Genomic DNA, 21,465 nt, shown 5'->3' with positions numbered 1-21,465 from the left:
CCGGATCAGGCCCGCGGACGAGGCACGGCCGGGCCGTCCGTCCTAGGGCCGTCGGTCCTCGGGCCGTCCGCCCCCGCCGCGCGGCGGCAGCTCGCCGCGACCGTGTCCGCGAACGCCCGCGCCGGCGGGCTGAGCGCGTCCCAGCGCCGCACGGCCCACCCCGCGGCCAGCGGCGGCAGGTCCGGGATCGGGACGAACCGCACCTGCGGGTGCCCCGGCCCCCGCCAGCCGGGCAGCTCGGGGACGACGGCGTGGCCCAGGCCCAGCTCGGCCAGCAGGATCGCGGTGTCCCAGTCGGCCACGCCGGTGTCCGAGGTGGGGTGGACGTCCCACTCCGCGAAGAACGCGTCCAGCCGCGCCCGCGAGGAGGACTTCCGCGGCAGCCGGATGTGCCGCACGCCCCGCAGGTCCGCCGGGTCGATCCGGGGCCGCTCGGCCAGCGGGTCGTCGGCCCGCACCGCCAGCACCCACGGCAGCTCCACGACCGGCCGCTGCTCGATGCCGCGCACCGGCTCGGAGATGGTGATCCACGCCAGGTCCAGGTCGTGCGCGGCCAGCGCGGCGAAGCAGCCGCTGCTGGAGTTCTCCGTGCGGAACTCCAGGCTGACCGAGGGGAACGCCCGCCGGAACGCCACCACCCCCTCCGACATGAAGTGCCGCACGGTCGTCGCCCCCGTGGTCACCCGGACCGAGCCGCCCTCCCCGCGGGCCAGCTCCTGGAGGCGGCGCAGAGCCAGATCCAGCCCGCCGATGCCCTCGGCCGCGGCGGCGCTGAGCACCCGCCCGGCCTGGGTGGGAACGACGCCGCGCGGCAGGCGTTCCAGCAGGGCCAGGCCCAGCTCCCGCTCCAGCCGCTTCACGTGCTGGCTGACCGCGGACTGGGTGCAGGACAGCTCGCGGGCCACGGCACTGAGGCTGCCGGAGCGGCAGACGGCGACGAAGACGCGCAGATCGTCGAGGGTCACGGGTCAAACCCTAAGTGATACCTGGGAGATGCATCAGAAAGAGCGAGGATTGACTAGGGGTTCGCGAGGGCGCACGATCGAGACGGGCCCCGGGCGGCAACCCGTCCACCGCCTCGCGCAGTCCGGACAAGGCGCGGGCGCTGGACGGGTGCCGACCTCAGGAGCGACCACGAGGAGGTCGGTCGATGGACGGGCGGTCGAGCGTTGCCCCGGCCGGCGCGGGGCGCGCGGTGACGCTGCTGCGCGGGCTCGGAGCCGAGGAGCTGAAACACCCGGGCGGCACGCTGCTCGCCCACTGCCAACGGGTGCAGGAGCGCCTCGGGCGCTGGGGCGCCCGGCCGGCCCTTCAACTGGCGGGCCTGTGCCACGCGTTCTACGGCACGGACGGCTTCCCCACGGCGTTGCTGCCGCTGGAGCGACGGCCGCAGCTCGCGGCGTTGATCGGCATCGAGGCCGAGAGCCTCGTCTACCTCTACGCGGGCTGCGACCGGCGCGCGACGTACCCGGCGCTGCCGAGCGAGGACGGCGCCTTCCGCGACCGCTTCACCGGCCAGACGTTCGTCCCCAGTCCCCGCAGGCGCCGCGACTTCGCCGAACTGACCGCCGCCAACGAGCTGGACATCGCCGCCTCCGACCCCGCCCTCCACGCCCGCTGGTCCCACGACCTCCTGGCCCTCTTCACCCGTCTCCGCCCCCTCCTGACCGACCCGGCCTGGCGCGACTGCCGCACCCTCCTGACCCCGACGGCGCGGTAGGGCCTGCGGCCGGCCACCCCGGGAGACGGCGGTTCGAGGTTTCCCGCCGGGCCGCCCCTGGCCGGCGGCGGCTCGGGCCACCCTTGGGAACGCCGTGGCTTCGCCGCACCCGGCGGCCCGGGTTCAACGGCCCCGCGGCCGATCGCGGCCGGCTGGGTGGCTGGCCCGGCAGGGGGCCGGGTCGGGTGCGGCGGCGGGCCTGCCGCTCTCGGTCCCACCCGTGGCCCCGCAGGGGCAGGGGCGCGTCGGTCCGGCCTCCCGGCCTCCCGGCCGCCGGGCCGGGGCGCGGGACGCGCGCCCGCGCGCCGGGCACGCGCCGCGAACCCCGAGGGGGCTCGCGGCTATGCCGCCTTCGCCAGGGTCACGCGGGCGCGGTGCGTGGCGTACAGGGTGATCGCGGCCGTCAGCAGCAGGGCCGTGGTCGCGAAGAGGACCAGGCCGTTCCAGCCCGCGTGGCGGAAGACGGAGGCGCCGAGCGTGCCGCCGAGGCTGGAGCCGAGGTAGTAGGCGACCTGGTAAAGGGCGGAGGCCTGTGCCTTGCCGTGGGCCGCGGTCCGGCTCACCGAGCCGGAGGCCACCGCGTGGCCGAAGAAGAATCCGGCCGTGATCAGCACCAGGCCCGCCAGGACCGCCGCCAGGTGGTCGGCCAGGCTGAGCAGCAGGCCGGCCGTGGCCGTGGCCGTCGCCGCGTAGAGCGCGCCGCGCCGCCCCAGGCGCTCCAGCAGCGGCCCGGTGGCCGAGGAAGAGACCGTCCCCACCAGGTAGATGACGAAGACCGAGCCCGCCAGGCCCGCCGAGAGCCCGAAGGGCTCGGCCACCAGCCGGAATCCGATCACCGTGTAGACCGCGCTGAAGGCCGCCATCAGCAGCATGCCGATCGCGTACAGCCGCAGCAGCAGCGGGCGCGCCAGGTGGTCGCGGACGGTGCGCAGCACCAGCCGGGGGCGCAGGGAGGCGGGCGTGAAGTTGCGCGCGCGGGGCAGCAGCAGCCGGTAGACAACGGCCGCGGCCAGGGCGAGCGCGGCGACCGCGGCCAGCGCCGCGCGCCAGCCGAAGCCCTCCGAGACCCAGCCCGTCAGCACCCGGCCGGTCATCCCGCCCACGCTGTTGCCCGCGATGAAGAGCCCGACCGAGCCCACCGTGGCGCGGGCGTCGGCCAGCTCCTCGGAGAGGTAGGCCACGGCGGAGGCGGGTATCCCGGCGATGGCCGCGCCCTGGAGGGCGCGCAGCGCGACGAGCGTGCCGAGGTCGGGCGCGAAGGGGATCACCGCGGCCAGGCCCACGGCGACGGCGACCGAGACGGTCATCGTCTGCCGCCGCCCGAACCGCTCCGAGAGCGCGCTCAGCGGCAGCACGGCGGCGGCCAGCCCGATGGTCGTGGCGGAGACGGTCCAGCTCGCCCGGTCGGGTCCGACGGCGAACTCTGCCGCGATGTCGGGCAGGAGGGCCTGGGTGGAGAAGAGCAGGGCGAAGGTGGCCATGCCGATGGCGAACAGCGCGAGGTTGATGCGCAGTCGCGAAGACAGGCGGGGGAAACGGCCGGAGCGGGTGGGCATGGACGAGGTGGCGGTCCCCGCGGTGGCGGGAACCCCCGTTGTTGCGGTGGGCATGCCGCAAACGTACGGCGCCGCATTTCATGCGTCCAATGCATGAAGATGCCATAATCCATGCACCAGCGCATAAGGCGAGGCAGGGGACGGGCATGTCACGACCGCGTCATGAAAACGACAACCCGGCAACGCCCGACTCCTGGGCCGCCCTCCTCGCCCCCCGCCTGGCCCACTTCGCCGCCGTCGCCCGCCACGAGCACATCACCCAGGCCGCCCGCGACCTCGCCGTCCCCCAGCCCACCGTCTCCCGCGCCGTGGCCCGCCTGGAGGCCGACCTCGGCGTCGCGCTGCTGGCCCGCCACGGCCGCGCCGTCTCCCTCACGCCCGCGGGCCGGGCGTTCGCCCGCTCCGTCGAGCGGGCGCTGGGCGAGGTCACCCGCGCCGCCGAGGCCATCCGCTCCGACGCCGACCCCTCCGCCGGCAAGGTCGCCTTCGGCTTCCTCCACACCATGGGCCCCGAGACCGTCCCCGAGCTGCTGCGCGCCTTCCGCGCCGACCACCCCCGCGTCCGCTTCTCCCTGATCCAGAGCTACGGCGAGGACATGATCGAACGCATGCGGGCCGGCGAGCTGGACCTGTGCCTCACCTCCCCGGTGCCCGACGCCCCCGACCTGGACACCCGCCGCCTGGACGAGCAGCGCCTGCACCTGGTCGTCCCCGCCGACCACCGCCTGGCCGCCCGCCGCCGCGTGCGCCTGGCCGAGGCGGCGGAGGAGCCGTTCGTCACCCTGGAACCCGGCTACGGCCTGCGCCGGCTGACCGAGGCGCTGTGCGAGCAGGCCGGGTTCCGCCCCCGCGTGGCCTTCGAGGGCGAGGAGCCCGAGACGCTGCGCGGCCTGGTCGCCGCCGGCCTGGGCGTCGCCCTGCTCCCGCCGCCCACCGTGCCGCGCCCCGGCGTGCGCGAGCTGACCGTCACCGCCCCCCGGGCCGTCCGCGAGATCGGCGTGGCCTGGGTCGCCGGGCACCCCGATACCCGCCCGGTCGCCGAGTTCAAGCGCTTCCTGCTGGGCCGCCGCGGACGCCTCGCCCTGGCCGTCCAGCACCCGGCGGAGACCTGAGGCCGGGAACCGGACCGGCTGCGGAATTCCCCCGCCCTCTACGCGCGTAGGCGCTACAGTGCCACCGTGACGACTCTCCCGCCCGACGCCCCGCCCCCGCCCACGCCCGACCAGATCCTGCGCGCCCCCAAGGTCCTCCTCCACGACCACCTCGACGGCGGCCTGCGCCCGGCCACCGTCGTCGAACTGGCCGCCGAGCAGGGCTACGACCGGCTCCCCGAGACCGACCCGGCGCGCCTGGCCGACTGGTTCCGCGCCTCCGCCGACTCCGGCTCCCTGGTGCGCTACCTGGAGACGTTCACGCACACCGTCGGCGTCATGCAGACCCCCGAGGCCCTGGCCCGCGTCGCCGCCGAGTGCGTCCTGGACCTGGCCGCGGACGGCGTCGTCTACGCCGAGATCCGCTACGCCCCCGAGCAGCACCAGGAGCGCGGCCTGCGCCTGGAGGAGGTCGTCGAGGCGGTCAACGAGGGACTGCGGGAAGGGGAGCGCCGCGCCGCCGCCGGGGGCCGCCGCGTCCGCGCGGGCGCACTGCTGACCGCCATGCGGCAGGCCGCCCGCGCCCTGGAGATCGCCGAGCTGGCCAACCGCTACCGCGACGCGGGCGTGGTCGGTTTCGACATCGCGGGCCCCGAGGCCGGGTTCCCGCCCACCCGCTCGCTGGACGCCTTCGAGTTCCTCAAGCGGGAGAACAACCACTTCACCATCCACGCCGGCGAGGCCTTCGGCCTCCCCTCCATCTGGCAGGCCCTCCAGTGGTGCGGCGCCGACCGGCTCGGCCACGGCGTGCGCATCATCGACGACATCGAGGTCCGCGAGGACGGTTCGGTGAGCCTGGGCCGGCTCGCCGCCTACGTCCGCGACAAACGCATCCCGCTGGAGCTGTGCCCGACCTCCAACATCCAGACCGGTGCCGCCCCCTCCTACGCCGAGCACCCGATCGGCCTGCTCCGCCGTCTGGGCTTCCGCGCCACCGTCAACACGGACAACCGGCTGATGAGCGATACGAGTATGAGCCGCGAATTCACCCAGCTGGTCCGGACATTTCACTACACACTGGACGACCTTCAGTGGTTCACGGTCAATGCGATGAAATCCGCGTTCATTCCTTTCGATGAACGTCTCGCCATGATCGGTGACGTCATCAAGCCCGGTTACGCGGCGTTGCGCTCCGAATGGCTGTTCCGCCGGGAGGCCGACAAGGGCACCTGACCTGCGTCGATGCGCGCTCGGACGGCGGGGTCCCGTCCGGCGTTGCCCGACTGGGCCGCACGGGTTACGGGTTTACGCCGCGCAATTCGCTTGATTGCGGGACCGGCGTGCGGGTGGTTACCTTCCCACTCGCCGCTGAAATCCCACACAAGGATGTAGCTACTGATGAAGCAGGCAACCCTGAAGACTCTTGGCACCGCCGCTCTCGGCGCCGCCCTCACCGCCGCCGCCGCGGGCACCGCCTCCGCCTCTGCCGCCTCCATGGTCGACGGCGTCGGGACGACGGCCGGAGAGGTGGTCCGTTCGCTGCCCGTCGAGGAGACCGCGGGCAAGCTGCCGGGCGACAGCGGCCAGGTCGTGCAGACCGGGGCCGACCTGGTGACCGGCGAGACCCAGGCCCTTCCGCTGGCCAACGAGGCCCTCTCGCACACCGGCGGCGGCCTGACCGAGCCCGCGGGCCAGCTCCTGGGCGGCCTCCCCGTCACCGAGGGGCTCGGGCTCCCGGCCGACCAGCTCCTCAACGGCGTCAGCCTCAACTGACCCACCCGGCCCGCACACCGGGCCGGACCCCCCACGGCAGGCCGTGGCGCGCACGCGCCACGGCCTTTGCCGTGCGAGGGCCCTTGCCGGGCACTTCGGCGAACGCCCCTGGTACCCGCAGGCGCCGCATACGCCCCGTGCGGGCCCGGCCGTCGGCGGTGGCGCGCGGTGGGCCGGCCGCGGTGAACGCCCATGGCCGGCAGGGCCGTTGGCGTTCCGCCGGGACCCGGGCCGTGGCGCGGCTGCCGGCGTAGCCGCCGGTGCGAGGTTCGCAGTCCGGCCCGGCCGTTGCCGTCGCGACCCGGGCGGGAGCCCGGGCCGACGGGCGGCGCCGTCCGCGCAGGGACGGCGGCGTCGGCGGCTCCGCCGTCCGTATGCGTGCCAGGCGCCGGCCGCCGTCAGCCCGCGGCCGGGAGTGCGTGGCGGGCCTCGCGCAGCGGCGGGGCGGCGGGGGGCGTCGCGGTGCGGTGGGCGTCGCGCGTGCGGGGGCGTTCCACCGGCCCGGGGCCGGCCTTGGACGGCCGGGGACGGCGGGCCGCCGCGTGCCAGCGGGCCACCGCGCGCCCGGCACGCGGCCCGCGCCCGGCCAGGGCCGTCAGCGGCCCGTACGCGAGCTGGTGCGCCAGAGCCGCGCCGAGCGTGTTCAGCAGCACGGAGTCCACGTCCGCGACGTGCGTGGGGGAGACCGACTGGGCCGCCTCGATGGCCAGCGCGATCACCGCCGCCACGAAGGCCGTCCGGGACAGCGACAGGAACCGCCGGCCCCCCACCCGGCGGCCGAGCAGCGGCAGCAGCACCCCCAGCGGCGCGAGCCGCACCAGCCCCGCCCCGATCGTGCGCAGTGCCTCGCCCGGGCCCCGGGCGAGATCCGCGCGGACCGTGGCCAGCGGCTCCAGGTTCGCCGGGGAGATCCACAGCACGTCCCGGGGCCGGAAGGCCAGCCAGGCGACGCAGGCCAGGTGGGCGAGGAGAAGCACAAGCGCCGCGGCCCGCACCCGCGGGCCCATGCCGGGCCGGGTGCGGCCCGAAGGATGTTGCTGCACGTGGGGGAGGACGCCCTCGCGCGGCGCGCGGTTCCGGCCCGGCCCGCGCCCGCCCGTCCTCTTCCTCGCCGTCCTCAGGCGGAGGCCCCGGGCGGTGCGTGTGCGAACTCGGGGTCGCTGAGCATCGCCGGCGTGCAGGCGTACGGCTCCGGAGTCCCGCCGCCGGAGGCCCCCGGGCCCGCCAGCAGCACCGTGCGGCCGTTGCCGTCCAGACGTTCGCTGTTCGCGAACGTGCATATGATCTGGACGAGCGCGACGGCCGGCAGCGCCTTCGGCTCCTGGCTGAGCCGGAGCGTCGGCTGCGGGTCGCCCTCCCCGGGCCCCGCCACCTGGAGCGCCCCCGGCACCGCGCTGGTGAAGCCCGCGTCCGTCTCCTCCGCGTCCGGCCCGGCCTGGAGCGCGCTGAGCAGCGCCCGCGCCACCGTCACCCGGTAGTCCGGGCCGGCCTCCCCGGTCTCCGGGCGGGGCAGGCTGATGGGCCGCTCCACGGACTCGACGTGCGAGCCGCACAGCAGGAAGACCTCGGTCTCCTCCGCGTCGCCGCTGTCGTCCAGCGGCGCGTCGCTCTCCGTCTCGCACGTGCTGCGCACGGGCCCGGGGCCCGCGTCCACCGGCACGTCCGTGGGGCGGATGCCGCAGGCCGCGGCCGTCGCCGCCAGCAGCAGCGCGGCTGCGGCCGTGCGCCGGGCCAGGGCCCGCCCGGCCGTTCTCGCGCTCACCTGGCCTCCTCGCCGTCCCCGGCCGGGGCGCCCTCGCGCGCCCGGCGCGCGAGGGGAGGGCCCGCGTCCCCGCCCGCGCCCCCCGCGCCCGCGCCGGGCTCGCGGCCCGGGGCGGCCCCGCCGCCCTCCGCGTCCCCGCCCTGGCAGTCCTCGCCCTCCGGCTCCTCCTCCGGCTCTGCCTGGTGCGGCAGCCACAGCGTGAACACCGCGCCCCCGCCGGGGGCGTTCCGCGCGCTGATGTCCCCGCCGTGCAGGTGGGCGTTCTCCAGCGCGATGGACAGGCCCAGGCCGCTGCCGTCCGAGCGCGGCCGGGAGGCGCTGGCCTTGTAGAAGCGGTCGAAGACGTGCGGCAGCACCTCCTCGGGGATGCCCGGCCCGTGGTCGGCCACCTCCACGGCGATCCCGCCGCGCTCCTCGTGGACCGAGACCCGCACGGGCGAGCCGCCGTGCTTGAGGGCGTTGCCGATGAGGTTGGCCAGGATCACGTCCAGGCGGCGCGGGTCCAGGCGGGCGATGATCCCGCGGTCCGCGTCCAGGTGCACCGCGTCCAGCCAGGCCCGCGCGTCCACGCAGGCGGTGACCTGGTCCGCGATGTCCACGTCGTCCAGCACCATCCGGGCGGTGCCCGCGTCGAAGCGGGTCACCTCCATCAGGTTCTCCACCAGGTCGTTCAGGCGCCGCGTCTCGCTCACCACCAGCTGAACGGCCGGGGCGATCATGGGGTCGAGGTTGTCCACCTCGTCCTCCAGCACCTCCGTCATCGCGGTGATCGCCGTCATCGGGGTCCGCAGCTCGTGCGACATGTCGGCCACGAAGCGCCGGCTGGCGGCCTCCCGGGCGCTGAGGTCCTGCACCCGGCCCTCCAGCGACTCGGCGGCGCGGTTGAACGTCCGGGTCAGGCGGGCGAGTTCGTCCGCGCCCCGCACTTCGAGGCGGGTGTGCAGGTGCCCCTCGCTCAGCCGCTGCGCCGCGTCGCTCAGGCGCTGCACCGGCCGCAGCACCATGGTCGCGGCGGCCTGCGCGAGCAGCACCGAGCCGATCACGGCCAGGGCGGTGGCGATCCCGAGGGACCAGGCCAGGGAGTTGAGGTCGTCGCGCTCGGCGGCCAGCGAGGTCAGCAGGTACCCGGTGGGGCCGCCGTCGCCGGTCACCCGGGTGCCGCCCACGAGGTAGGGGTCGCCCTTGAAGGTGATCCGCTGCCAGTACATGTGGTAGTCGGCGCCCTCGCCGCCGGTGGCGCGGGGCTTGCGGACGGCCTCCACCAGCGCGCCCGGGACCATGTCCAGGCGGAACGCCCCCGGGTCGGACTCGGCGGTGCACTGCCGGCCGTCCCCGGCGTCCTGCGGGGTGGTGACCAGGACCACCTGGTAGCCGAGGGTGTTGTTGGACACGGCGGCGGCCATGCCGTGCAGGTCGTCGCAGGTGGGGGCGTCGGGCAGGGCGCTGGCCTGGTCGCCCAGGGCCTTGCCGAAGTCGCGCAGGGCGGAGGTCTGCGCGCGGGTGAGGACGGCGTCGCGGTTGAGCCAGTAGGCGATCCCGGAGACCGAGACGGCCGCGACCAGCGCGACCAGGGCGAAGACCGTGACCAGCCGCAGCCGCAGGCTGGTCAGGCGCAGCAGTGCCCGCAGCCGGCCGCGCACCCGGCTCTCGCCGTGGGGCTCCTCTTCGACGCGGGCGTCGGCCCCGGCCGTTGCCCCTGGCGTTCCGCCGCCCGGGCCCGCGTCCGCGCCCGTGGTGGTGCCCCCGTCCCCGTCCCCGCCCTCGCTCGCGCCCCCGGTCACGCCGGGGCGTCCAGCCGGTACCCGACGCCGCGGACCGTCCTGATGAGCTTGGGGGAGGAGGGAACGTCCTCCACCTTCGCGCGCAGCCGCTGGACGCAGGCGTCCACCAGGCGGGAGTCGCCGAGGTAGTCGTGCTCCCAGACCAGGCGCAGTAGCTGCTGACGGGAGAGCGCCTGGCCGGGGCGGCGGCTCAGCTCCAGCAGCAGGCGCAGCTCGGTGGGGGTGAGCTGGAGATCCGTGCCGTTCTTCGTGACGGTCATCGCGGCCCGGTCGATCACGATCGAGCCGAAGGTCGCCGAGTCGTTGGCCTCGCGCTCGCCGCGTCTCATCACGGCGCGGATGCGCGCGTCCAGGACGCGGCCCTGCACCGGCTTGACCACGTAGTCGTCCGCGCCCGACTCCAGGCCGACGACCACGTCGATGTCGTCGCTGCGGGCGGTCAGCAGGATGATGGGCAGCTGGTCGGTGCGGCGGATGCGGCGGCAGACCTCGAAGCCGTCGATGCCGGGCAGCATCACGTCCAGCACGATGAGATCGGGTCGCTGCTCGCGGAGCAGTTGCAGACCGTCCTCGCCCGACGCGGCGGTCACCACACGGTGTCCCTGGCGGGTGAGACTCATCTCCAGGGCCGTGCGCACCGCCTCGTCGTCCTCGATCAGCAACAGGAAAGCCACGCCGGTCATTGTGACCCATGGACCCGCCGGAGTTCGACTCTCGGTCCGGAAGTGCCCTTGACGCCCGGGGGCGCGGGGGTCGCACGCCCCTCGGGGGCCGCGCCCTGTGACACCGCTGTGACAGTCGGGGGACTCCGTCATGAAACTGGCCCGGCAGTGTATTGCCCAACGAACACGGGATGGGCTTCACGAGGGGGAGCGGGATGAGCGCAGTGCACGGCATCACCACCACGCCGGCGGTGAACGAGACGCATGCGGCCGTCGCGGCGGTTCCCGTCCGGTGCGGGGAGGCCCCTCGCGGGGGGACGTTCGGGGAGAAAACCGGGGGAATGAGGTCCGGCGCCGCCCACCGGCTGGGGGGCCGGCGCGGCGCCGGGCAGCACCACACCGCACAGACTCAGCGTCCGCACCTGACCGCGGTGGGCGCTGTGGGGGGGCGCACCGGGAGCGCGCGGCGCGAGGGGGGCACGGAGGCGGAGTTCACCGCCTACGTGCAGGAGCGCCGCGCCTCCCTGTACGCCACGGCGTACCACCTGACCGGCGACCGGCACGAGGCGGAGGACCTGCTGCAGAGCGCGCTGCTGTCCACCTACCGGGCCTGGGACCGGATCACGGACAAGGCGGCGGTCGGCGGCTACCTGCGCAGGACCATGACCAACCTGCACATCAGCGCCTGGCGCCGCCGCAAGCTGAACGAGTACCCGACCGAGGAGCTGCCCGAGGCGCCGGGCGAGCAGGACACGATGCGCGGCACCGAGCTGCGGACGGTGCTGTGGCAGGCGCTGGCGCGGCTGCCCGAGCAGCAGCGGACCATGCTGGTGCTCCGCTACTACGAGGGCCGCACCGACCCCGAGATCGCCGACACGCTGAACATCAGCGTCGGCACGGTGAAGAGCAGCATCTGGCGCACCCTGCGCCGGCTGCGCGAGGACCGGGCGCTGAGCCTCGGCCAGGACCAGGAGGAGTCCTTCGGCGAGCTGGTGGCCTGACCGACGGGTGGGGAGGAACGGGGGGAAATCCCGGGAGACCACGGGGGACGTGAGGCCCCCGCCCGGGGAACGAGGGGGGAGTCCTGTCCGGGGGGACGGGGCGACCAGGGGGAAAGAGGGGGAAAGAGGGGGACGCGCGGGGTCCGGCCGGCCGGGGGGTCCGGCAGGACCCCGCGCACTCTTGCGGTTACCCCGCCGCGCGCTTCCCATGCGCGAAGGGTGCTGTGGCGTTTCCTGCAACGCCCGCGGCGGGCCCCGGCGTTTGCGCGCCCGCCACCCCGGGCCCACGCCCCCGCCCCGCCGCGCCACCCGGGCCGCTCCCCAGGCCATGGCCCGTCAACGGGCCGGTTCTCGCTGCCCTTTGCTGTCGCCAGCGGCCGAACCCCCGCCCCGCGAGCCGTTCCCGGGTGACAAGATTCCCGCACATCGCTGTCACGAGCCGGGCACGGGAGCCTGACGTGCGTCGCGGCACGGGGGTGCGCCGTCCACGGTGGTGACGACGAAGGGGTTGGACAACGATGGCACTGCACGTCTTCTCTTCTCGCGCCGCGCGCGGGGGTTGGCGGCGCTGATGGCCGCCGCCGCGGGAGCCTCGGTCCTGGTGGCCGGTCCGGCGGGTGCCGCGGACACCCGCCCGGCGAGCACGGCGGCCAGCGCGGGGAGTTCCGCGACGGCTTCGATGGGGAGGGGTACGCGGACCCGGTGATCGGCTCGCCGCTGGCCGGGATGACCGCGACGGACGCCGGTCGCCTGATCGTGACCTACGGCTCGCCTCGGGGCATCCTGCCGGGCCGGTCGGCGATCCTCCCGCCGGGCCAGGAGGCGGGCCGGGCGAGCCGGGTGAGCAGATCATCGGCGGCGACCTGAGCGGCGACGGCCACGACGACGTGGCGGCGGGGTCCCCCGACCGGAGGGTCAACGGCTCGTACGCGGCGGGCAAGGTGCTGCTGCCGCCGGGTTCGGGGAACGGCGTCACCGGGGCGGGTACGCGTGCCATCACCGAGGACACCACCGGCGCTCCGGGCGTCTCCGGCGCGAACGTCCACTTCGGCACCGACGTCGACCTGCTGGACACGGACGGCAGCGGCACCGCCGACCTGGCCGTCGGCGGCCCCGGCGAGAACCTCGTCGACGGGCTCGCGGACGAGGGCGCGATCTGGGTCCTGCGCCGCGCCACGACCGGCGCCCCGATCGGCGCCGGCCGCCTCCTGAGCGCCGAGGGCTTCGGACTTCCCGCACGCCCCCGGGGCTTCGGCCCGGAGTTCGGCGACTGATCCGGACGAGGAAGATCAACGTCCCCGGCGCGGGGCCGATCGCCCCCGCGCGCCGGGGACGGCCGTTCACACCCCCATCGGGTGCCAGACCGTCTTGGTCTCCAGGAACGCCAGCAGCCGCGCCGTGCCCTGGTCGGCCGTCGTCCAGTCCTCGGGGGCGGGGGACGGGCGGCGCACCCGCTTGAGGTTCTGGGCGGCGGCGGCCTCCAGGTCGGTGGCAAGGGCCGGGTCCTGCGAAATGCCGGTCAGGTCCAGGCCGTTGACGTCCTGGTGCGCGGCCAGCGGCGGGCCCAGCTCCGCCGCGCGGCCGGAGAGGACGTTGACGACGCCGGGCGGCACGTCCGAGGTGGCCAGCACCTCGGCAAGGCTGAGCGCGGGCAGCGGGGCGCGCTCGGAGGCGACGAGGACGGCCGTGTTGCCGGTGACGATCACGGGCGCGAGCACCGAGACCAGGCCCAGCAGCGAGGAGTCCCGGGGCGCGAACACGGCGACCACTCCGGCCGGTTCGGGCGTGGAGAGGTTGAAGTAGGGCCCGGCCACCGGGTTGGCCGCGCCCGCGACCTGCGCGACCTTGTCCGACCAGCCCGCGTACCACACCCACCGGTCGATGGCCGCGTCAACGGCCGCGCGCGCCGCGGGCCGGGACAGGCCCTCCGCGGCGGCCACCTCGGCGCGGAACTGTGCCCGGCGGCCCTGAAGCAACTCCGCGACACGGTAGAGGACTTGCCCCCGGTTGTAAGCGGTGGCGCCGGACCAGCCGGGGAAGGCCCCGCGGGCCGCGACCACCGCGTCGCGGGCGTCCTTGCGGGAGGCGCGGGGGGCGTTGGCCACCCAGCGGCCCTCGGCGTCGGTCACCTCGTACACCCGTCCGCTCTCGGAGCGGGGGAACGCGCCCCCCACGAACAGCTTGTAGGTCTTCAGGACGGGCAGCGCGGCCCGGGCCGCGGCCTCGGGCTCCGCCGGCTCCGGCATCGTCGGCATCGTCGGCTCAGACATCGAGGTACGCCTCCAGACCGTGCCGGCCGCCCTCGCGGCCGTAACCCGACTCCCGGTAGCCGCCGAACGGCGAGGCCGGGTCGAACCTGTTGAACGTGTTGGACCACACCACGCCCGCCCGCAGGCGGCTGGCCATCCACAGGATGCGCGAGCCCTTCTCCGTCCACACCCCGGCCGAGAGGCCGTAGGGCGTGTTGTTGGCCTTGGCGACCGCCTCCTCGGGCGTGCGGAAGGTCAGCACCGACAGCACCGGGCCGAAGATCTCCTCCCGCGCGATGCGGTGCGCCTGCGTCACCCCCGTGAAGACGGTGGGCGCGAACCAGTAGCCGGTGGAGGGGAGTTCGCAGGGCGGGGACCAGCGCTCCGCGCCCTCCGCCTCGCCCGCCTCGGCCAGCTCGCGGATCCGGGCAAGCTGAGCGGGGGAGTTGATCGCCCCGATGTCGGTGTTCTTGTCCAGCGGGTCGCCCACCCGCAGCGTCGCCATCCGCCGCTTCAGCGCCGCCAGCACCTCCTCCGCCACCGATTCCTGGACCAGCAGCCGCGACCCGGCGCAGCAGACGTGGCCCTGGTTGAAGAAGATGCCGGAGACGATGCCCTCCACGGCCTGGTCGAGGGGGGCGTCCTCGAAGACGATGTTCGCGGCCTTGCCGCCGAGTTCGAGCGTCAGCCTCTTGCGTGTGCCGGCCACCGTGCGGGCGATCTGCCGCCCGACCTCCGTCGATCCGGTGAACGCGACCTTGTCCACGCCCGGGTGGGCCACGAGAGCCGCGCCGGCCGCGCCGTCGCCCGGCAGGACGTTGACCACCCCGGCGGGCAGGCCCGCCTGTTGGCAGATCTCCGCGAAGCGCAGGGCCGAAAGCGGCGTCGTCTCCGCCGGCTTGAGGACCACCGTGTTGCCGCAGGCCAGCGCGGGCGCGATCTTCCACGCCAGCATCAGCAGCGGGAAGTTCCACGGGATGACCTGCCCGGCGACGCCCAGCGGGCGCGGGTCAGTACCGAACCCGGCGTGCGCCAGCTTGTCCGCCCAGCCCGCGTAGTAGAAGAAGTGCGCGGCCACCAGCGGCAGATCGACGTCGCGGGACTCGCGGATCGGCTTGCCGTTGTCCAGCGACTCCAGCACCGCCAGCTCCCGCGAGCGCTCCTGGATCAGCCGCGCGACGCGGAAGAGGTACTTGGCGCGCTCGGCCCCCGGCAGGCCCGACCAGGCGGGGAACGCGGCCCGCGCGGCGGCCACGGCCGCCTCCACGTCCGCCTCCCCGGCCTCGGCGACCTCGGAGAGCACCTCCTCGGTCGCGGGGGAGACGGTCTTGAACGCCCGCCCGGAGGCCGCCGGGCGGAACTCCCCGTCGATGAACAGCCCTTGGGAGGCCGCCACGGCGGCGGTCTCGCGCGACTCGGGCGCGGGTGCGTAGTCGAACTTCGGTGCGTTCATGGGGCTTTCAGTCCACCGTCACGTAGTCGGGGCCGGAGTAGCGGCCGGTGGCGAGCTTCTGACGCTGCATCAGCAGATCGTTGAGCAGGCTGGAGGCGCCCAGGCGGAACCAGGCCGGGTCCAGCCAGTCCTCCCCGGCCGTCTCGTTCACCAGCACCAGGTACTTCAGCGCGTCCTTGGTGGTGCGGATGCCGCCGGCCGGCTTCACGCCCACCTGCCGCCCGGTCGCGGCGCGGAAGTCGCGCACGGCCTCCAGCATCAGCAGCGTGTTCGCCGGGGTGGCGTTGACCGCCACCTTCCCGGTCGAGGTCTTGATGAAGTCGGCCCCGGCCAGCATCGCCAGCCAGGAGGCGCGGCGGATGGCGTCGAACGTGCCCAGCTCGCCGTTCTCCAGGATCACCTTCAGGTGGGCCGCGCCGCAGGCCGCCCGCACCTCGGCGATCTCCTCGAAGACCTCCATGACGCGCCCGGACAGGAAGGCGCCCCGGTCGATCACCATGTCCACCTCGTCCGCGCCGGCCGCGACCGCCGCCCGCACGTCCGCGAGCTTCACCGCCCGCGCGGCCCGCCCGGAGGGGAAGGCGGTGGCCACCGAGGCGACCGCGACGCCGCTGCCCGCCAGCGCCTCCCTGGCCGTGGCCACCAGGTCGGGGTAGACACAGATCGCGGCCACGCGCGGCACCGACCGGTCGGTGGGGTCCGGGGCGACGCCCTTGGCGCACAGTGCCCGCACCTTGCCGGGGGTGTCGGCGCCCTCCAGGGTCGTCAGGTCGATCATCGAGATGGCCAGGTCGATGGCGTACGCCTTGGCCGTCGTCTTGACCGACCGCGTCCCCAGGCCGGCGGCCCTGGCCTGAAGCCCCACCGCGTCCACCCCGGGCAGGCCGTTGAGGAAGCGACGCAGCGCGGCATCGGACGCGGTGACGGCCTCCAGGCCGCCGAGCTCGGATGCTGTTGATGACATGGTCACCAGGTCAGCATATCTACGCGCGTAGCCGCCTGTCACGGGCTGAGAGGCTCCCGGCGTCCGGCCCGCTCGCCGGCCGCGCCCGCCCGGCTCGTTCCCCCTCGCCCGCCCGGCTCGTTCCCCCTCGCCCGCCCGGCTCGTTCGCCCTCGCCCCGCCCACCCGCGTCCGTCCGGCAGAATCGGGGGCATGAGTGAGCCCCAGACGTACGCCGACCGCGTCTACCGTTCGGCCGCCGCCATGGTGGCCGGGGCGCTGCTGCTGGGACTGGGCGCCTGGCTGGCCGGGGACGCGATCCTGCGCGGCGAGGGGCGTACGCCCCTGACCGCCGCGGCGGCTCTGCTCCTGGCGGCCCCGGTGGTCGTCGCCTTCACCTTCCGCCCTGCGGTCTTCGCCTCCGACGCGCGGCTGCGCGTGCGCAACCCCTTCCGCACGATCACCGTCCCCTGGGCCCGGGTGGACACCATCCGCGCGCAGTACTCCACGGAGCTGCTCGCCGACGGCCGGAAGTTCCAGTTGTGGGCCATCCCCGTCTCCCTGCGCGCCCGCTCCCGGGTGAACCGGCACAACGCCCGCCTCTCCTCCGGGGAGCCCCCGCGCTCCGGCCCGTTCTCCTTCGGCCTGGGCGGGGCCCGGTCCCTGGCCGACGCGCCGGAGGAGGGCGGCCCGCGCACCGCCCCGGGCGACGCGGCCGTCGCGGAGCTGCGCGAGCTGGCCGAGAGCCACGCGGCCGACAAGGCGGCCCAGGGGCCGGTGGTCGTTCGCTGGTGCTACGAGATCCTCGCCCCGGCGGCCGTCGGCGGCCTCGCCCTGCTGGCGCTCCTGCTCGCGGGCTGAGCCGGGCCGCACCCGGCCGAACCCGCTGATCGAGGCCGCCGCAGAAACCGGCGGTCAAATACGGTCACGTACGTGATCAAGGCGAGTTTGACGTGCTGCGGTGACGCGTGCGCCGAACGTAAAGTCCGTGCCGTGACTCCACCCACGCGTAGACGCGCGGGCTTCCCGCGTCGGTGGCTATGCCGCCGCGCAGAGGGCCAGCCCGGCCCTGTTGAGGACGTTCACCGCGCCGACGTGGTCCGCGTTCGCCGCGAACCCGCACGCCGTGCACTGGAACCTCGCTCGGGTGACGCGGCTCTTCCCGTCCACGTGCCCGCAGCCTCCGAGGTCGGGCGGGCACGTGCGGGAGGTGTTGCGGGCGTCCACCGGGACCACGAGGCGACCGGCACTCTCAGCCTTGTTCGCAAGGATTCCGAGGAATGGTGCCCAACCCGCGTCGAGGATGCTGCGGTTGAGCCCGGCCTTCGCGGCAGCACCATTCGACAGAAAGCCACCGGGCTGCTCGGGGTCGGGCTTGGCCTTGGGGGTGCGGGTCATGCCCGCTGTGTTCAGCCGCTCGTGCGCGATCACGTCGTGGTCGGTGATGAGTGCGCGGGCGGTCTTGTGGTGGAAGCCTGCGCGTTGCCGCCGGATCTTCGCGTGGATCTGGGCGACCGTGCGTGCGGCGGCACGGTGCTTCTTCGTGCGGCGCCGGGTGCGCCTGGGGAACGCCGCAAGGTGCTGCTGCGTTTCGGCGAGCTCGCCGGCCGCTGTTTCGAGCAAGCGCGGGTTGGCGACGTGTTCGCCGTCCGAGGTGGTCAGGAAGTGGGTGACGCCCATGTCGATGCCGACGACCGTGCCGGTGGGCGGCAGGGCCTCGGCGGGCACCCCGTCGCAGGCGAGGACGATGTACCAGCGGTTGCCCTCGCGCTTGATGCTGATCGTCCTGACCCGGCCCTGTACGGGCCGGTGCTGGTGCACGCGGATGTGCCCGACGCCCTGGAGACGGACGCGGGTCTGCGGGCCGTGGGGCGTACTGTCCCAGCGGCAGCCGTCGCCGTCCTTGGGGAAGGTGACGGTGTCGAAGTGCCCGGCGCCCTTGAACCTCGGGTTGCCCGGTGTCTGCCCGGCCTTGACGCGGCGGAAGAACGCGGCGAACGCCTTGTCCAGGCGGCGCAGGGCGGCCTGCTGGGAGGAGAACGACCGGCGGCCCTGGCGCTCGGGGTCGAACGCGCGGATCTCCTTGAGCTGCGCGGACTGGTCCCCGTACTTGACGCTCGTCTCCGAGGTGTGCCGGCAGGCGTCCCGGCGTTCCCGGAGGGCGCCGTTGTACAGCGAGCAGTGGTCCCGCAGCATCTCGCCCAGCGCGAGGGCCTGACGGGCCGTGGGGCGCAGGAGGAACCTGTACGCGCGGATCACCGCTCACGCCTCCGCTCCGCCCGCAGCCCCTCGGTCAGGAGCACGCAGGCGGCGGCGTTGACCGAGATGCCCACACGCTCGGCGTATGCCTCGATCTGCCGCTTCAAGTCCGGTGAGACCCGCAGGTCCAGCGACTCCCGGGGAGCACCCCTCGCCCCAACCAAGCTGCTACCACTTCGCGACGCGCTGCGGATCCGTGTACACGGCCGGGGTCTCAGCAGCACAGAGAAGTAATTCCCTCACCGGCCAAAGCCGGTGGCCCCCTTGCAAGGAGATCTGATGGACACGGATTGGCATGCGTGGCACGGGGACTACGACCAGCCCGACTCCGCCCTCGCCCGGCGGCTGGCGGTCATCCGGGAGCGGATCGGGGAGGCGCTGGACGCGGCGCCCCCCGGGCCGATCCGGGTGATCAGTGTCTGTGCCGGCCAGGGCCGCGACCTGCTCGGCGCGCTGCCCGGCCACCCCCGTCGCGCGGACGTCACCGCCCGCCTGGTCGAGCTGGACCCGCGCAACGCCGCGGCGGCCCGTCGCACGGCCCGGGAGACCGGCCTGGACCAGGTCGAGGTCCGCCTGGGCGACGCGGCGCTCACCTGGTACTACGCCGGCATCGCCCCGGCCCACCTGGTGCTGATGTGCGGCATCTTCGGCAACCTCTCCCACGCCGACCTCCAGCGCACGATCGCCACCTGCTCCCAGCTCTGCGCCACCGGCGGCACCCTGATCTGGACCCGGCACCGCCGCGCGCCGGACATGTTCCCCCGCGTCTGCCAGTGGCTGGAGGACCGCGGCTTCGAACGCCAGTGGCTCTCCGAGCCCGGCGCCGGCTTCGGCGTCGGCACCCACCGCTTCACCGGCACACCCGAGCCCCTGGACCCGGACCGCCGGATGTTCACCTTCCACTAGGACTTCCACCAGGGGGTGCGGGAGACGGTTCCAGATCGAGAAGATCCACGTCCACCCGGAGTACGACGGTGCCGACTCCTGCCAGGACGACAGCGGCGGCCCGCTGTTCAGGACCGTGCCCGGCGGCGAGGAGTTCTACCGGATCGGCATCGTCACCCGCGGCGCGGGCTGCGCGGACCAGGGCGGCCCCGGCATCTCACCTCGACCAACTCTGCCAGGGTCCAGAACTCCCTGGCGCGCTCGGCGTCGTCTTCCGGGCCCTGGTACTCGATGGCGCCTTCGTCCTCTTCGATGATGCGGCCGTCGGGAGAGAGCTGAGACGCGAAGACGGCGGCTGAGCCCGCCAGGACCGCTGCGGTGGACCCCACCACGAGAGCCGCCGTGCGGAAAGTACATCTCTTCCCGCTGCTGTGCTTGCGCTGCCGGTCCATGCCCGTCGCCTCCGGCCGCCTCGGGCTCGCTTCTGTCCACGCTGTTCTACCTGCGCTGAACTCCGGTGTCTGAAAGGATACTTCACGCCCTTTTCGCCTTCCGGCGCCAGTCACGTGAGCGGGCTCGCCGGTCGAGACACAACTGCTCAGGCTCGTACCGCGCCGGCCGGCGCGGGCCGTCACAGCTCCAGCAGCTCGCTCAGGTCGTGCTTCAGGGCGGAGAGGAGGGAGGAGGCCGCCGTGCGGGCGGGGCGGAGGGAGGCGGGGGCCGGGGCGGGGGCGGTGGCCTCCAGGTAGCACTTGAGCTTCGGCTCGGTGCCGCTGGGGCGGACGATGACGCGGGCGGCGGCGATGGGGCCGTGGCCGGCCAGGGTGTAGCGGAGGGCGTCGGCCGGCGGGAGGCCGGGCGTTCCGGCGGAGAGGTCCTCGGCGGCGGTGACGCGCAGGCCGGCGAGGGAGGCGGGCGGGGTCTCGCGCAGGCGGCGCATCGCGTCGGCGATGAGGGAGAGGTCGCCGACGCGGACCGAGAGCTGGTCGGTGGCGTGCAGGCCGTGGGTGACGGCGAGTTCGGCGAGCAGGCCGGTCAGCGTGCGGCCCTCCGCCTTCAGCACGGCCGTCAGCTCCGCCAGGGCCAGGGCGGCGGTGATGCCGTCCTTGTCCCGGACCCCGGCGGGGTCCACGCAGTACCCCAGGGCCTCCTCGTAGGCGAACGCCAGGCCGGGCACGCGGCCCAGCCACTTGAAGCCCGTCAGCGTCTCGCGGAACGGCAGCCCGGCCGCCGCGGCGATCTTCCCCGCCAGGGAGGAGGAGACGATGGAGGCCGCGAACGTCCCGCGCACGCCCCGGCGCACGAGGTGCACGGCGAGCAACGCCCCCAGCTCGTCGCCGTGCAGCAGCCGCCAGCCGCCCTCGGCCTCCGGGTCGGGAACGGCCGCGGCGCAGCGGTCGGCGTCCGGGTCGTTCGCGATGACCAGGTCGGGGGAGGCGGCACGGGCGGCGGCCAGCGCCAGGTCCATGGCCCCGGGCTCCTCGGGGTTGGGGAAGGCGACGGTGGCGAAGTCCGGGTCGGGCTCGGCCTGTTCGCGGACCACGGCCGGGGCGGGGAAGCCCGCGCGGGCGAAGGCGGCGGTCAGCAGGTCGCGGCCGACGCCGTGCAGCGGCGTGTAGACGACGGTGGTGGTGCGCGGCGAGCCGGAGGAGAGGGCCGCGCCCGTGCGGGCCAGGTACGCCTCCGTCACCGCGTCGGAGAGGGTGACCCAGCCCGACTCCGGGCGCGGGACGCCCTCCAGCGCGCCGACGGCGGCGATCTCGGCGGCGATCTCCGCGTCGGCCGGGGGCACGATCTGGCTGCCGTCGCCGAGGTAGACCTTGTACCCGTTGTCCCGGGGCGGGTTGTGGCTTGCGGTGACCATCACGCCGGCCACGGCGCCCAGGTGCCGGATGGCGAACGCCAGCACGGGCGTGGGCAGCGGGCGCGGCAGGAGCGCGGCGCGCAGCCCGGCGCCGGTGAGGGCGGCGGCCGTATCCGCCGCGAACTCCCGGGACTTGTGCCGGGCGTCGTACCCGATGACGACCAGGCCGGGCTCGGGGCCCTCGCCCGGGGCGTTCTTGCGCAGGTACGCGGCCAGGCCGGCGGCGGCGCGGATGACGACGGCGCGGTTCATCCGCATCGGGCCCGCCCCCATCTCGCCGCGCAGCCCGGCGGTGCCGAACTGGAGCGTTCCGGAGAAGCGGTCGGCCAGCTCCGCGACCGCGCCCTCGGCCAGCAGCCCGGCCAGCTCGGCGCGGGTCTGCGGGTCGGGGTCCTCGGCGAGCCAGGCGCGGGCGCGCGCGGTCAGGCCGACGATCCCGTCGGCGTCGTGGTGGTCCGTCACGGTGGC

At 74.9% G+C, this 21,465-nt stretch carries 21 protein-coding genes and 1 pseudogene; 10 read left to right on the top strand and 12 right to left on the bottom strand.

The window, feature by feature from the left end; all coding sequences use genetic code 11:
- Positions 1-5 precede the first annotated feature (5 nt).
- Complete coding sequence (locus RM780_RS14375) at positions 6-965, bottom strand: LysR family transcriptional regulator (protein WP_311631088.1); 960 nt, start codon at positions 963-965, stop codon at positions 6-8.
- A gap of 185 nt (positions 966-1,150) precedes the next feature.
- Here RM780_RS14375 and RM780_RS14370 point away from each other — a divergent pair, with 185 nt between their 5' ends.
- A complete protein-coding gene (locus RM780_RS14370; RefSeq protein WP_311631087.1) occupies positions 1,151-1,720 on the top strand; it encodes a DUF6817 domain-containing protein in 570 nt (189 codons plus the stop codon).
- A gap of 341 nt (positions 1,721-2,061) precedes the next feature.
- On the opposite strand, the gene RM780_RS14365 is transcribed toward RM780_RS14370, so the two are convergent.
- Entirely contained in the window at positions 2,062-3,330 is a 1,269-nt protein-coding gene (locus tag RM780_RS14365) for an MFS transporter (protein WP_394812966.1), read from the bottom strand.
- Positions 3,331-3,422: 92 nt separating this feature from the next.
- On the opposite strand from RM780_RS14365, the gene RM780_RS14360 reads away from it, so the two are divergent.
- The 3 genes from RM780_RS14360 (at position 3,423) to RM780_RS14350 (ending at position 6,140) form a co-directional block, all read left to right on the top strand.
- The gene (locus RM780_RS14360; RefSeq protein WP_311631086.1) at positions 3,423-4,388 is read left to right on the top strand and encodes a LysR family transcriptional regulator; all 966 of its coding nucleotides are present in this window, start codon (positions 3,423-3,425) and stop codon (positions 4,386-4,388) included.
- A gap of 66 nt (positions 4,389-4,454) precedes the next feature.
- Positions 4,455-5,600 carry an adenosine deaminase gene (locus RM780_RS14355; protein WP_311631085.1) on the top strand — a complete coding sequence of 382 codons (1,146 nt, stop codon included), beginning with the start codon at positions 4,455-4,457 and terminating at the stop codon, positions 5,598-5,600.
- Positions 5,601-5,765: 165 nt separating this feature from the next.
- Positions 5,766-6,140 carry an ATP-binding protein gene (locus RM780_RS14350; protein WP_311631084.1) on the top strand — a complete coding sequence of 125 codons (375 nt, stop codon included), beginning with the start codon at positions 5,766-5,768 and terminating at the stop codon, positions 6,138-6,140.
- 398 nt (positions 6,141-6,538) lie between these two features.
- On the opposite strand, the gene RM780_RS14345 is transcribed toward RM780_RS14350, so the two are convergent.
- The 4 genes from RM780_RS14345 to RM780_RS14330 form a co-directional block, all read right to left on the bottom strand.
- On the bottom strand, positions 6,539-7,183 hold the full coding sequence (locus tag RM780_RS14345; protein WP_311631083.1) for a VanZ family protein: 645 nt from the start codon (positions 7,181-7,183) through the stop codon (positions 6,539-6,541).
- Positions 7,184-7,257: 74 nt separating this feature from the next.
- Positions 7,258-7,902 carry a hypothetical protein gene (locus tag RM780_RS14340; RefSeq protein ID WP_311631082.1) on the bottom strand — a complete coding sequence of 215 codons (645 nt, stop codon included), beginning with the start codon at positions 7,900-7,902 and terminating at the stop codon, positions 7,258-7,260.
- A complete protein-coding gene (locus RM780_RS14335; protein WP_394812965.1) occupies positions 7,899-9,683 on the bottom strand; it encodes an ATP-binding protein in 1,785 nt (594 codons plus the stop codon). The genes RM780_RS14340 and RM780_RS14335 overlap by 4 nt, the downstream gene beginning before the upstream one ends.
- A complete protein-coding gene (locus RM780_RS14330; protein ID WP_311631081.1) occupies positions 9,680-10,357 on the bottom strand; it encodes a response regulator transcription factor in 678 nt (225 codons plus the stop codon). Before RM780_RS14330 ends, RM780_RS14335 begins: the two co-directional genes overlap by 4 nt.
- 203 nt (positions 10,358-10,560) lie before the next feature.
- On the opposite strand from RM780_RS14330, the gene RM780_RS14325 reads away from it, so the two are divergent.
- The 3 genes from RM780_RS14325 to RM780_RS14315 all read left to right on the top strand — a co-directional run bounded on the left by RM780_RS14325 (position 10,561) and on the right by RM780_RS14315 (position 12,620).
- Positions 10,561-11,346 carry a SigE family RNA polymerase sigma factor gene (locus RM780_RS14325; RefSeq protein WP_394812964.1) on the top strand — a complete coding sequence of 262 codons (786 nt, stop codon included), beginning with the start codon at positions 10,561-10,563 and terminating at the stop codon, positions 11,344-11,346.
- A 702-nt stretch (positions 11,347-12,048) separates the two neighbouring features.
- Positions 12,049-12,213 carry a hypothetical protein gene (locus tag RM780_RS14320; protein ID WP_311631079.1) on the top strand — a complete coding sequence of 55 codons (165 nt, stop codon included), beginning with the start codon at positions 12,049-12,051 and terminating at the stop codon, positions 12,211-12,213.
- Positions 12,195-12,620, top strand: coding sequence for a hypothetical protein (locus RM780_RS14315; protein WP_394812972.1), 426 nt, complete (start codon positions 12,195-12,197; stop codon positions 12,618-12,620). Before RM780_RS14320 ends, RM780_RS14315 begins: the two co-directional genes overlap by 19 nt.
- A 66-nt stretch (positions 12,621-12,686) precedes the next feature.
- On the opposite strand, the gene RM780_RS14310 is transcribed toward RM780_RS14315, so the two are convergent.
- From RM780_RS14310 to deoC, 3 genes are read right to left on the bottom strand one after another with little or no spacing between them, the layout of a single operon-like run.
- Positions 12,687-13,592, bottom strand: coding sequence for an aldehyde dehydrogenase family protein (locus tag RM780_RS14310; RefSeq protein WP_311631117.1), 906 nt, complete (start codon positions 13,590-13,592; stop codon positions 12,687-12,689).
- Positions 13,593-13,608: 16 nt separating this feature from the next.
- Entirely contained in the window at positions 13,609-15,048 is a 1,440-nt protein-coding gene (locus RM780_RS14305) for an aldehyde dehydrogenase family protein (RefSeq protein WP_311631077.1), read from the bottom strand.
- A 7-nt stretch (positions 15,049-15,055) separates the two neighbouring features.
- Complete coding sequence (gene deoC / locus RM780_RS14300; protein ID WP_311631116.1) at positions 15,056-16,012, bottom strand: deoxyribose-phosphate aldolase; 957 nt, start codon at positions 16,010-16,012, stop codon at positions 15,056-15,058.
- 190 nt (positions 16,013-16,202) lie between these two features.
- Here deoC and RM780_RS14295 point away from each other — a divergent pair, with 190 nt between their 5' ends.
- Positions 16,203-16,850: a PH domain-containing protein gene (locus tag RM780_RS14295; RefSeq protein WP_311631076.1), complete on the top strand. Its 648-nt coding sequence runs from the start codon at positions 16,203-16,205 to the stop codon at positions 16,848-16,850.
- Between the two features lie 177 nt (positions 16,851-17,027).
- Here RM780_RS14295 and RM780_RS14290 read toward each other — a convergent pair whose 3' ends face one another.
- Positions 17,028-18,248, bottom strand: coding sequence for an RNA-guided endonuclease InsQ/TnpB family protein (locus tag RM780_RS14290; protein ID WP_311631075.1), 1,221 nt, complete (start codon positions 18,246-18,248; stop codon positions 17,028-17,030).
- A 279-nt stretch (positions 18,249-18,527) separates the two neighbouring features.
- On the opposite strand from RM780_RS14290, the gene RM780_RS14285 reads away from it, so the two are divergent.
- Both RM780_RS14285 and RM780_RS14280 read left to right on the top strand, forming a co-directional pair.
- On the top strand, positions 18,528-19,154 hold the full coding sequence (locus tag RM780_RS14285) for a class I SAM-dependent methyltransferase family protein (RefSeq protein ID WP_311631074.1): 627 nt from the start codon (positions 18,528-18,530) through the stop codon (positions 19,152-19,154).
- 34 nt (positions 19,155-19,188) lie between these two features.
- Positions 19,189-19,290, top strand: a pseudogene (locus RM780_RS14280) (serine protease); the annotation flags it as partial.
- A gap of 16 nt (positions 19,291-19,306) precedes the next feature.
- On the opposite strand, the gene RM780_RS14275 reads toward RM780_RS14280, so the two are convergent.
- Positions 19,307-19,522 (bottom strand): hypothetical protein, encoded by a 216-nt coding sequence (locus tag RM780_RS14275; RefSeq protein WP_311631073.1) that lies wholly within the window; start codon positions 19,520-19,522, stop codon positions 19,307-19,309.
- A 242-nt stretch (positions 19,523-19,764) separates the two neighbouring features.
- A complete protein-coding gene (locus RM780_RS14270) occupies positions 19,765-21,459 on the bottom strand; it encodes a phospho-sugar mutase (RefSeq protein WP_311631072.1) in 1,695 nt (564 codons plus the stop codon).
- Positions 21,460-21,465 lie beyond the last annotated feature (6 nt).

Source organism: Streptomyces boetiae (assembly GCF_031845405.1).
GTDB lineage: Bacteria > Actinomycetota > Actinomycetes > Streptomycetales > Streptomycetaceae > Streptomyces > Streptomyces boetiae.
Note: the sequence above shows the minus strand (reverse complement) of the source record. Positions and strands in the feature narration are given on the sequence as shown.

Excerpts from the sequence above, each read along its gene's own strand:
- RM780_RS14370 (WP_311631087.1), top strand. The coding sequence starts at position 1,151 with ATGGACGGGCGGTCGAGCGTTGCCCCGGCCGGCGCGGGGCGCGCGGTG.
- RM780_RS14365 (WP_394812966.1), bottom strand. The coding sequence starts at position 3,330 with ATGCCCACCGCAACAACGGGGGTTCCCGCCACCGCGGGGACCGCCACC.
- RM780_RS14360 (WP_311631086.1), top strand. The coding sequence starts at position 3,423 with ATGTCACGACCGCGTCATGAAAACGACAACCCGGCAACGCCCGACTCC.
- RM780_RS14350 (WP_311631084.1), top strand. The coding sequence starts at position 5,766 with ATGAAGCAGGCAACCCTGAAGACTCTTGGCACCGCCGCTCTCGGCGCC.
- RM780_RS14325 (WP_394812964.1), top strand. The coding sequence starts at position 10,561 with ATGAGCGCAGTGCACGGCATCACCACCACGCCGGCGGTGAACGAGACG.
- RM780_RS14310 (WP_311631117.1), bottom strand. The coding sequence starts at position 13,592 with ATGCCGGAGCCGGCGGAGCCCGAGGCCGCGGCCCGGGCCGCGCTGCCC.
- RM780_RS14305 (WP_311631077.1), bottom strand. The coding sequence starts at position 15,048 with ATGAACGCACCGAAGTTCGACTACGCACCCGCGCCCGAGTCGCGCGAG.
- deoC (WP_311631116.1), bottom strand. The coding sequence starts at position 16,012 with ATGTCATCAACAGCATCCGAGCTCGGCGGCCTGGAGGCCGTCACCGCG.
- RM780_RS14295 (WP_311631076.1), top strand. The coding sequence starts at position 16,203 with ATGAGTGAGCCCCAGACGTACGCCGACCGCGTCTACCGTTCGGCCGCC.
- RM780_RS14285 (WP_311631074.1), top strand. The coding sequence starts at position 18,528 with ATGGACACGGATTGGCATGCGTGGCACGGGGACTACGACCAGCCCGAC.